Source organism: Pseudarthrobacter sp. NPDC080039 (assembly GCF_040702335.1).
Lineage (GTDB): Bacteria > Actinomycetota > Actinomycetes > Actinomycetales > Micrococcaceae > Arthrobacter > Arthrobacter enclensis_A.
Genome location: NZ_JBFBKY010000004.1, coordinates 11,377 through 21,645, shown reverse-complemented (window position 1 = coordinate 21,645; position 10,269 = coordinate 11,377). Strand labels below are relative to the sequence as shown.

Sequence of the window (10,269 nt, the reverse complement as noted above, 5' to 3'; positions counted from 1 at the left end):
AAGGCCTGCAGGGACACTGGCAGCGCCGGTACCCAGGCGGCAGGCGGCGCAAACGGGCAGGTCAGGTGCGTGCCGGCCGCCGGATCCGGGCGGACCGTTTGTGAGAAGCTAGGGGAGTGAATGACATCCTTCCCATTGTCCTGTCCATTCTTGCCGCGCTGGTGGTCATCGGCAGCCTGATTCCGGTCCTGCTCAAGACACGGAGGAACATCACCCGCTACCCCGGAACCCGGGACGCCAACGACCCCGAGATCCGCTCCGGCGGCAGCACGGCAGTGGCGGACCGTGACGGGACCATCGAACGCAAGGCGCCGGAGGGTGTGGACCTCGAAGGGCTGGACACCACGGTCCCGGACACTGCGGCGGGGCTGGAAACCATCCCCGTGGAAACCCCGCTCCCCGTCGCGGGGCGCCTTACCCGGCTGCGGGAGCGCCTGGTCCGCTCCAACAACATCATGGGAAAGGGCCTGCTGGCGCTGCTCTCCAGCGACCGCATCGATGAGAGCGTCTGGGACGAGGTGGAGGAAACGCTCCTGCTCGCCGACCTGGGTACCGAACCCACCATGCAGCTGGTGGACGCCCTCCGGGAGCGGGTCAAGGTGCTGGGAACCCGGACCCCCGAACACGTCAAGGCCATGCTGCGCGAAGAACTCATCAAGCTCGTGGACCCCACCATGGACCGCAGCCTCAACGTGCAGCGGCATGCCGACAAGCCCGCCGTGATGATGGTGGTGGGAGTGAACGGGGTGGGCAAGACCACCACCGTGGGCAAGCTGGCCCGCGTGCTCGTGGCCGAGGACAAGGACGTGCTGCTGGGCGCCGCGGACACCTTCCGCGCCGCTGCCGCCGAGCAGCTGGCCACCTGGGGCCAGCGCGTGGGGGTCCCCACCGTGAAGTCGGACATCGACGGCGCCGACCCCGCCTCGGTTGCCTATGAAGCCGTAAAAGCCGGCATCGAGCAGGAAGTCGATGTGGTCATGATCGACACCGCCGGGCGCCTGCAGAACAAGGTGGGCCTCATGGACGAACTTGGCAAGGTCAAGCGCGTCGTGGAGAAGCTGGCCGAGGTGGACGAGGTCCTGCTGGTGCTGGATGCCACCACCGGCCAGAACGGCCTGAACCAGGCGAGGGTCTTCTCCGAGGTGGTCAACATCACCGGCATTGTCCTGACCAAGCTGGACGGAACCGCCAAGGGCGGCATCGTCGTCGCCATCCAGAAGACCTTGGGCGTGCCCGTCAAGCTCATCGGACTGGGCGAAGGCGCGGACGACCTGGCTCCGTTCGACACCGAAGGCTTTGTTGACGCCCTGCTGAACTGAGCTGTTGGGCTAGCTGCCTGCCCTGCGGAGCGACTCGCGGGTGGGCAGCCATCCGAGGGCGGCCAGGAGCAGAATCGCGCCGGTCACCCCGAAAGCCCAGCCGAAGCCCAGCCGGTCCGCCAGCAGGCCTGCCACCACCGGCCCCACGATAGCGCCGACGTCGGACATCATCTGGTACACGGCCAGGACCTTGCCGCCGGAGCGGCCGTTGCCAATGACATCGGCCACGGCAGCCTGCTGGGCGGGACCGAACAGTCCCGACCCGACGCCGGCGAGCGTCGACGCCCCAAGGAACCAGGGCAGGTCGGAGGTAAGCCCGATCCCGGCGGTTGCCAGGGCCGCCACCAGCAGTCCCGAAATCATCATGGGCTTTCGCCCCAGGGAGTCCGCCAGGCGCCCCGAGAAAGTCAGTGCGGCGGCGTTGCCCGCAGCGAAGACTGCCAACGCCAGTCCTGCCGCCTGCGGGCCTGCTCCGAAGGCGGCCGCTGCGAACAGTGGCACCGTTGCCATCCGCACGCCAAAGGTGGCCCACCCGTTGGCGAAGCTGGAGGCCAGGGCCGACCGGTACGTCCCGGCGGTCAGGGCGTCACCGAACCGCATGTCAGGCGCCCGCAGCTGAGTCTCGCCCTGATCCCTTCGCTGGTGGCTGAGCTGGGTCTGCACCACGAAGGCGGCAACGAGCAGCGCGGCTGCGTAGGCGAGGAACGGTACCCGCAGGCCGAGCCCTGCCAGCAAACCGCCCACTATCGGCCCGCACACGTTCCCGATCAGGAACGCCGACGCGTAGGCCCCGGAGACCCTGCCCCTGCTCTGGGGCGGGGCCAGCCTTATCACCAGGGCCATCGAGGCCACCGTGAACATCACTGACCCCGCCCCGCCCAGGCCCCGGAACAACAGCAGCTGCCAGTAATCCTGGGCAAAGGCGCACGCTGCCGTGGACAATGCCACGATCAGGAGCCCGGCAACGTAGACCGGCCGTTCGCCGCGCTTTCCGATCAGGGCGCCGCCGGCCGGAGCAAACGCCAGGCGCATGAACGCGAAGATCGCCACGATGACCGCGGCCTCGGTGTTGCCCACCCCAAAGGTTGTTGCGAACTGCGGCAATACCGGCGCAACAAGCCCGAATCCAAGCGCAATGAGGAACGCCGCGGCCAGCATCACCTTGATGTCCCTGGGAAGTTTCTCCCTCTGCGGCCTCAGCCGGCCCAAAAACCTCGAAGTGGCGCCGCTTGAGCGGGGTGGTGCCGTCATGGTGCAGGAGTCCTTGCTGGAGTGGGAGCCGGGTGGCCGGGCGGGTGCGGAAACATAACCGTAACAAGGCGGATATCCACCATTTACTTCCTAGAGGTTGTTGTAACAGGCCCGCAATCTAAATCCTCCGCGGGCGAAACACGCCGACGCCACACTCATTACAGGACGCAAAAGGCGTTGGCAGGCGGACAAGTCCGCACCGAAAGCAAGAGAGGACGTAGGCCATGGAACTCACCGCAGGTCTCGTTTGGCTCCTGGTGGCTGCAGCACTCGTGCTGTTCATGACCCCGGGCCTGGCATTCTTTTACGGCGGCATGACGCGCGCCAAGTCGGCACTGAACATGATGATGATGAGCTTCGTCGCCATCGGAACGGTCGGCATCACATGGGTGTTGTGGGGCGCCTCGATGTCCACGAGCAACCAGGACAACTTCTACCAGATCTTTGCAAACCCGTTCAGCCACTTCGGCCTGCACAACTTCACGGACCCGGCAGACCTGCTGAAGGTGGGCTACGCGGCAACCTTCGCCATCATCACTGTCGCCCTGATCTCCGGCGCCGTCGCGGACCGCGCAAAGTTCTCCGCCTGGGTGATCTTCACGCCGATCTGGGCAACGCTGGTCTACGCACCGCTGGCCTTCATGGTGTGGGGTGGCGGACTGTTCTCCAAGGACGGCTGGTTCGGCCAGACCTTCGCTCCGGTCATCGACTTCGCCGGTGGCACCGTGGTGCACATCAACGCCGGTGTTGCCGGCCTGGTCCTGGTGCTGATCATTGGTAACCGGAAGGGCTTCGGCAAGGACCCGAACCACCGCCCGCACAACATTCCGTTCGTCATGCTCGGTGCAGCCATCCTGTGGTTCGGTTGGTTTGGCTTCAACGCCGGCGCCGCTGCCACGGTTGAGCAGGCCGGCCTGATCTGGATCAACACCCTGGCAGCCCCGGCCGCCGCGATGCTGGGCTGGCTCGCAATCGAACGTATCCGGGACGGCCACCCCACGTCGCTGGGCGCCGCTTCCGGTGTCGTGGCCGGCCTGGTTGCCATTACGCCGGCCTGTGCCAACGTTTCCCCGCTCGGTGCGATTGCCCTGGGCGTCCTCGCCGGTATCGCCTCGGCCCTGGCCGTCGGCCTGAAGTTCAAGCTCGGCTATGACGACTCCCTGGATGTTGTGGGCGTCCACCTCGTCTCAGGTGTCATCGGAACCGTCGCCATCGGCTTCCTCGCCACCCCCGACCAGGGAGCTGCCGGTCTGTTCTACGGCGGCGGCGCAACCCAGCTGGTGGCCCAGGTTCTGGCAGCACTGTTCTCCATCGTCTTCACCGCCGTGATGACCCTGATCATCGCTTACCCCATCCACAAGACCATGGGCTTCCGCATCTCCGAGCACCAGGAAATCGCCGGTGCAGACCTCAGCCTGCACGCCGAGACTGCCTACGAGTTCGGCGTCGGCGGCCACGGCGGCAGCTTCCAGCCGCTGCACGACATGGTGACCGGCAAGACCCAGGCGGAAGCCCGGGAATCCGGTGCACAGAAGACACAGTCAGCAACAGGCAAGGAAAGCGTGGGGGCATGAAACTGATCACTGCAATCGTCAGGCCGGAGAAGCTCGAGGCCATCAGGGAAGGGCTGGAAGCCTACGGCGTCCAGGGCCTCACCGTCAGCGCAGCCAGCGGGTACGGGAGGCAGCGCGGCTACACCGAGGTTTACCGCGGAGCGGAATACAACGTGGACCTGCTGCCCAAGATCCGGGTGGAAGTGCTGGCCACGGATGAGCAGGCCGACGACATCCTGGACGTGATCATTGCCAGCTCCAATACCGGCAGGGCCGGGGACGGCAAGGTCTGGACCATCGACGTCCATGAAGCAGTGCGCGTCCGGACTGGCGAACGCGGAGTGGCCGCCATTTAGCGAAGCCACCGAAAGCGGCAGTTGAAACAGGGCGGGCGGGAACCGGAAGGTTTCCGCCCGCCCTGCCTGTTTTTAACCCTCAGTCTTTGTGCCCGTTGGTGGGCCAGGACGCCGGACCCGCCGAACCGGCGTCGTACTCCTCAAGGGGCACCTCGCCGTCCTCCCATGCCTTCAGTACCGGCTCGACGATCCGCCAGCAGTCCTCCGCCGTGTCGCTCCGGACGGACAGCAGGGGATCGCCTGTCAGCACGCCTTCCAGCACTTCGCCGTAGGGCAGGAGGTCGGAGGCACTCAGTTCCGCTTCCAGGGTGACCCGGCCCAGGCTGAAGATGTTCCCGGGCCCGTTGACGTCGACGTCGAACTCCAGCGTGTCCGGGCCAAAACCGATCCGCAGCTTGTTGGGGGAGTCCACGCCCGTGAAGCCTTTGGGCAGGTGGGGCACCGGAAGGAAGGTGACCACCGCTTCCTTGCGCTTGTCGCCCAAAGCCTTGCCGGAGCGCAGGATGAAGGGCACACCCCGCCAGCGCCAGTTGTCAATGACCACCTGGATCTCGGCAAGGGTTTCCGTTTCCCTGGCGGCATCCACGCCCTCCTCCTTGGCGTAGTCGGGCACGTCCTTGCCCGCCGTCGTGCCGGCCGTGTAGCGCGCCCTGCGTGTCGAGCGGGTAAACGGCGCCTTCACACTGCTGGCACGAAGGACCGTGGAGACCGCGTCGCGGAGGTCGCGCTCGCCGATGGTGGCCGGCGGTTCAATGGCCATGATTGCCATGATCTGCAGGAGGTGGCTTTGGATCATGTCGCGAAGAGCACCGGCGTTGTCGTAGTAGCGGGCGCGTCCTTCCAGGGCGAGGTCCTCGTCAAAGAAGATTTCAACCTTCTCCACGTGCTGCCTGTTCCACACCGGCTCGAGGAAGTTGTTGGCGAACCGCAGGCCCAGGATGTTCAGGACCGTGGCCTTGCCCAGGAAGTGGTCCACGCGGTGGATGTGGTCCTCCGGGACCAACCGGGCCAGCGTCGCGTTAAGTGAGCGCGCCGACTCCTCGCTGGAACCAAACGGCTTCTCCATGACCAGGCGGGTGCCCTCCGGGACTTCCTGAGGCTGCAGGGTTTCGCAGGCACGCTGGCTGATCCGTGGCGGAAGTGCAAAATACACCGCCACCGGGCCTTCCAGGGTCTTCAGCAATGCCGCCAGGGCGCCCGCGGCCGTGACGTCCACCTGGTGGTAGACCGTCTCCTTTTCCAGCAGCGCAAGTGCGTCTCTCCCTGCTGCGTCGGCAGTGTCCGCCGCCACGGCAAAGGACGATTCCACCCGCTCCCGCCATTGCTCGGGAGTCCAGGGATCCGACCCGGCCCCCACAAGGCTGAGGCCCTCCGCCCGTCCGGCAGCAACAAGCCGCGCCAGGCCCGGCAGCAGGAGCCTGCCGGTGAGGTCGCCCGATGCGCCGAGGATGAGCAGCGTCTTCACAGTTGTTTGGCTCGTCATTTTGCCAGCATGCCACCTGACCTGCCTGACTTGGTACCCTAGATAGTCGAGTCCCGATCATCTCCTGAAAGAAGTTCACGGCGCGTGTTCAATTCACTCTCTGACCGGTTGACAGCAACCTTCAAGAATCTCCGCGGCAAGGGCCGCCTCACGGAGGCCGACGTTGATGCCACCGTCCGCGAGATCCGCCGTGCCCTTCTGGACGCCGACGTCGCCGTTCCGGTGGTGCGCGAATTCACCGGGCGGGTCCGCGAACGTGCGCTGGGGGCCGAGGTTTCTGCAGCGCTGAACCCCAGCCAGCAGATAGTCAAGATCGTCAACGAGGAACTCCAGGAGATCCTCGGCGGCGAAACGCGGCGGATCCGGCTGGCCAAGAACGGTCCCACCATCATCATGCTGGCCGGCCTCCAGGGTGCGGGCAAGACCACCCTTGCCGGCAAACTGTCCAAGTGGTTGAAGGCCCAGGGCCACAGCCCCATGCTGGTTGCCTGCGACCTCCAGCGCCCCAATGCCGTCACGCAGCTGCAGGTGGTGGGCCAGCGCGCCAACGTTCCGGTCTTCGCACCGCACCCGGGAGCCACCTCCCAGGAGCTGGACCAGCCCGCGGGTGACCCTGTCGCCGTCGCCCGCGCCGGCGTCGAGGAAGCACGCCAGAAGCTGCACGACGTCGTCATCGTCGATACCGCCGGCCGCCTGGGCGTGGACGCCGACATGATGGAACAGGCCCGCCAGATCCGCCGGGCCATCGTCCCCAACGAAGTCCTCTTCGTGATCGACTCCATGATCGGCCAGGACGCCGTCAACACGGCGCTCGCCTTTGATGAAGGCGTGAACTTCACAGGCATCGTGCTCTCCAAGCTCGACGGCGACGCGCGCGGCGGTGCCGCACTTTCCGTTGCGTCGGTCACCGGCAAGCCGGTCATGTTCGCATCCACCGGCGAAGGCCTGGACGACTTTGAACTCTTCCACCCGGACCGGATGGCCTCGCGCATCCTGGACATGGGCGACATCCTCACGCTCATCGAACAGGCCGAAAAGGCCTGGGACAAGGATGAAGCTGCCCGGATGGCGAAGAAATTCGCCGACCAGGAAGATTTCACCCTCGAGGACTTCCTGGCCCAGATGCAGCAGATCCGCAACATGGGCTCCATGAAGAAAATGCTCATGATGATGCCCGGTGCGCAGAACATCCGGCAGCAGTTGGAGCAGTTCGATGAGCGCGAGATCGACCGCGTCGAAGCAATCGTCCGGTCCATGACCCCGCACGAGCGGCTTGCGCCGAAGATCATCAATGGCTCGCGCCGCGCCCGCATCGCCCGCGGCTCCGGCGTCCACGTCTCCGAGGTCAACGGCCTGCTGGAGCGCTTCGCCCAGGCCCAGAAGATGATGAAGAAGATGGCCCAGGGCGGAATGCCAGGGATGCCGGGCATGCCCGGGCTGCCCGGTGCCGGCGGCGGGTCCCGGAAGAACGCCAAGAACGCGCCCAAGAAGAAGGCCAAGTCAGGCAACCCCGCCAAGGCGGCCCAGGAGCGCAAGGAGGCAGAAGCGCGCCGGGCCAACGCTGCCAAGGCGATGCCCACCGGCGCCGCCTTCGGGCAGGGCGGCGATTTCGATCCCTCGCAGCTCAACCTGCCCAAGGGCTTCGACAAGTTCCTGGGCAAGTAGCAGTTTCGCGTAATCAGGAAGCGCCAGGTGCCGTCTTGACCGTTCAAGACGACACCTGGCGCTTCTTCGTTGGGATGTCGGCACCGTGGAATAGGGTTGGGACATGTTCAAGCAGAGGGTAGTGTTCGTGCACGGCGCCGGAGCCTTTGGCGCCGCGGCATGGCCCCGCCAGCACGGCATGGCATTGGCCTACGACGCCCTGTTCCTCCGGCGGCATGGCTATGACGCCGTCGCGGAGCCCCTGGAGTCCTCCTTTGCCGCAGATACTGCCATCGTCCTGGGGTCGCTGGCCGACGATGGCCGCGGTGCCGCCGGGGGACATGTGGTGGCACACTCCCAGGGCGCGATCCCGGCCATGATGGCCGCGGTGGAACGTCCGGACCTGGTCTTCTCGTTGACGCTGGTTGAGCCGGCCTGCCTGTCGCTGACTGCGGAACTGCCGGCCACGTCAGCGCACATCAGCCTGATGCAGCCCCTCTTCGACGTCCGCCACCAGCTCAGCGATGACGACTTCCAGCGCGAATTCGTCCGCCGGATCTACGCCACCGACCTCCAGCAGCCAGCCACCGTTGAGGAAAAACGCTCCGCCCGCAGGCTTCGGCTCCAGGCGCCGTCCTGGGAGGCCCCGCTGCACATTGTTCCCGGCGTGCCCACCCTCGTCCTGACCGGTGGCTGGGAGCCGTTGTACGAGGAAATTGCCGGTTACCTGCGGGAGACCGGCGCCCTGCACCGCGTTGCCGCGGGAGGGCACCGGCCCCATGACTCCCCGGATGGGGACCGGACCATCCGGCAGTTCATCAGCCAGGTCAGCCGGAGCCAGCCGGCCCGGGCGTCCTAGCTGTCCGCGGGAACCCGCAGCTCCGGCAGGTACACCTTGCCGCCGGCCGCCAGGAATTCCTGGCTCTTCTCCCGCATGCCGGAGGCCATTTCCGCCAGGGCGGCCTGCGAGTCGGCCGACCCGTATTCGTCCCGGATGTCCTGGCTGATCCGCATGGAGCAGAACTTCGGCCCGCACATGGAGCAGAAATGCGCGGTCTTGGCGGGTTCTGCGGGAAGGGTTTCGTCGTGGAAGGCCTCCGCCGTCACCGGATCCAGAGACAGGGCGAACTGGTCACGCCACCGGAATTCGAACCGCGCCTTGGACAGGGCATCATCACGTTCGTGCGCCCCCGGGTGCCCCTTGGCGAGGTCTGCGGCGTGGGCGGCGATCTTATAGGTGATGACGCCTGTCTTGACGTCGTCCTTGTTGGGCAGGCCCAGGTGTTCCTTGGGGGTGACGTAGCAGAGCATCGCGGTGCCGTAACGGGCGATCTCGGTGGCGCCGATTGCCGAGGTGATGTGGTCGTAGCCGGGGGCGACGTCGGTCACCAGCGGGCCCAGGGTGTAGAAGGGCGCACCCTTGCACAGCTCCTGCTGGCGCTCCACGTTTTCCCGTACCAGGTGGAAGGGAACGTGGCCGGGGCCTTCCACCATCACTTGTACGTCATACTCCCACGCGCGCTGGGTGAGCTCGGCAAGCGTGTCCAGCTCGGCGAACTGGGCGGCGTCGTTGGCGTCCGCCGTGGAACCGGGGCGCAGGCCGTCCCCGAGGGAGAAGGCGACGTCGTACTTGGCGAAGATTTCGCACAGTTCGTCGAAGTGCGTGTACAGGAAGTTTTCCTGGTGGTGGGCCAGGCACCAGCCCGCCATGATCGATCCGCCCCGGGAGACGATGCCCGTCACCCGGTTTGCCGTGAGCGGGACGTACCGGAGAAGCACGCCGGCGTGGATGGTCATGTAGTCCACGCCTTGCTCGCACTGTTCAATGACGGTGTCGCGGAAGATCTCCCAGGTCAACGCGTTGGCTTCGCCGTTCACCTTTTCCAGGGCCTGGTAGATCGGCACGGTGCCGATCGGCACGGGGGAGTTGCGGATGATCCACTCGCGGGTCGTGTGGATGTCGTCGCCCGTGGACAGGTCCATGACGGTGTCGGCGCCCCACTGGGTGGCCCACTGCAGCTTGTCCACTTCCTCCGCGATGGAGCTGGTCACGGCGGAGTTGCCGATGTTGGCGTTGATCTTCACCAGGAAGGCCTTGCCGATGATCATCGGCTCGGATTCGGGGTGGTTGATGTTGTTGGGGATAATGGCGCGGCCTGCGGCCACCTCGCTCCTGACCAGTTCAACGTCGCAGTTTTCGCGCAGCGCCACAAAGCGCATCTCCTGCGTGATGATGCCCTGCCGGGCATAGTGCATCTGCGTCACTGTCCTGCCGTCGACGGCGCGGCGGGGCTCCGGCTGTCCGCCCTTCCACTCCGCGGAGGCGGCACCGCGGCGCACGGCGGAGCGGCCGTCGTCGAGCAGGTTGCGCTCCCGGCCGCTGTAGGGCTCGGTGTCCCCCCGCGCCGCGATCCACTCCGAGCGGAAGGGCTGCAGGCCGCGCACGGGGTCGCTTCCGGGCCCCGCGGTCCGGTAGGTCCGGAACGGCGGGTTTTCCTGGCCGTTGGGTGACGGCTCCAGGGCAATTTCCGTCACCGGCACCCGGATTCCCGCCTTTTCGTCCTCGACGTAGGCGAGTGAATGGGACTTCAGTGACTGGGTTACGGGCTGTTCCGATGCGTCCCCGAAATCGCCCGCGGACTGCAGGAGGTCAGGGTTCAGCT

Annotated in this window: 8 protein-coding genes; 5 read left to right on the top strand and 3 right to left on the bottom strand. The window is 66.2% G+C overall.

What is annotated here, in order from left to right:
• Window positions 1–116: 116 nt before the first annotated feature.
• Window positions 117–1,319, top strand: coding sequence for a signal recognition particle-docking protein FtsY (gene ftsY, locus AB0313_RS05980; protein ID WP_366304293.1), 1,203 nt, complete (start codon window positions 117–119; stop codon window positions 1,317–1,319).
• 9 nt (window positions 1,320–1,328) lie between these two features.
• Here ftsY and AB0313_RS05975 read toward each other — a convergent pair whose 3' ends face one another.
• Window positions 1,329–2,570, bottom strand: coding sequence for an MFS transporter (locus AB0313_RS05975; RefSeq protein ID WP_307311210.1), 1,242 nt, complete (start codon window positions 2,568–2,570; stop codon window positions 1,329–1,331).
• A gap of 224 nt (window positions 2,571–2,794) precedes the next feature.
• On the opposite strand from AB0313_RS05975, the gene AB0313_RS05970 reads away from it, so the two are divergent.
• The gene (locus AB0313_RS05970) at window positions 2,795–4,144 is read left to right on the top strand and encodes an ammonium transporter (protein WP_141941915.1); all 1,350 of its coding nucleotides are present in this window, start codon (window positions 2,795–2,797) and stop codon (window positions 4,142–4,144) included.
• Window positions 4,141–4,479, top strand: coding sequence for a P-II family nitrogen regulator (locus AB0313_RS05965; RefSeq protein ID WP_043453189.1), 339 nt, complete (start codon window positions 4,141–4,143; stop codon window positions 4,477–4,479). Before AB0313_RS05970 ends, AB0313_RS05965 begins: the two co-directional genes overlap by 4 nt.
• A gap of 79 nt (window positions 4,480–4,558) precedes the next feature.
• Here the strand turns inward: AB0313_RS05965 and AB0313_RS05960 are convergent, their stop codons facing one another.
• Window positions 4,559–5,962: a glucose-6-phosphate dehydrogenase gene (locus AB0313_RS05960; protein ID WP_366304290.1), complete on the bottom strand. Its 1,404-nt coding sequence runs from the start codon at window positions 5,960–5,962 to the stop codon at window positions 4,559–4,561.
• An 84-nt stretch (window positions 5,963–6,046) separates the two neighbouring features.
• Between AB0313_RS05960 and ffh the strand changes: the two genes are divergently transcribed.
• Complete coding sequence (gene ffh / locus AB0313_RS05955) at window positions 6,047–7,627, top strand: signal recognition particle protein (RefSeq protein WP_141941909.1); 1,581 nt, start codon at window positions 6,047–6,049, stop codon at window positions 7,625–7,627.
• 103 nt (window positions 7,628–7,730) lie between these two features.
• On the top strand, window positions 7,731–8,465 hold the full coding sequence (locus AB0313_RS05950; RefSeq protein WP_366304288.1) for an alpha/beta fold hydrolase: 735 nt from the start codon (window positions 7,731–7,733) through the stop codon (window positions 8,463–8,465).
• Here AB0313_RS05950 and thiC read toward each other — a convergent pair.
• Window positions 8,462–10,267, bottom strand: coding sequence for a phosphomethylpyrimidine synthase ThiC (thiC, locus tag AB0313_RS05945; protein WP_366304593.1), 1,806 nt, complete (start codon window positions 10,265–10,267; stop codon window positions 8,462–8,464). The two genes, AB0313_RS05950 and thiC, sit on opposite strands and share 4 nt — an antisense overlap.
• Between the last annotated feature and the right edge of the window lie 2 nt (window positions 10,268–10,269).

Excerpts from the sequence above, each read along its gene's own strand:
- AB0313_RS05975 (WP_307311210.1), bottom strand. The coding sequence starts at position 2,570 with ATGACGGCACCACCCCGCTCAAGCGGCGCCACTTCGAGGTTTTTGGGC.
- AB0313_RS05970 (WP_141941915.1), top strand. The coding sequence starts at position 2,795 with ATGGAACTCACCGCAGGTCTCGTTTGGCTCCTGGTGGCTGCAGCACTC.
- AB0313_RS05965 (WP_043453189.1), top strand. The coding sequence starts at position 4,141 with ATGAAACTGATCACTGCAATCGTCAGGCCGGAGAAGCTCGAGGCCATC.
- AB0313_RS05960 (WP_366304290.1), bottom strand. The coding sequence starts at position 5,962 with ATGACGAGCCAAACAACTGTGAAGACGCTGCTCATCCTCGGCGCATCG.
- AB0313_RS05950 (WP_366304288.1), top strand. The coding sequence starts at position 7,731 with ATGTTCAAGCAGAGGGTAGTGTTCGTGCACGGCGCCGGAGCCTTTGGC.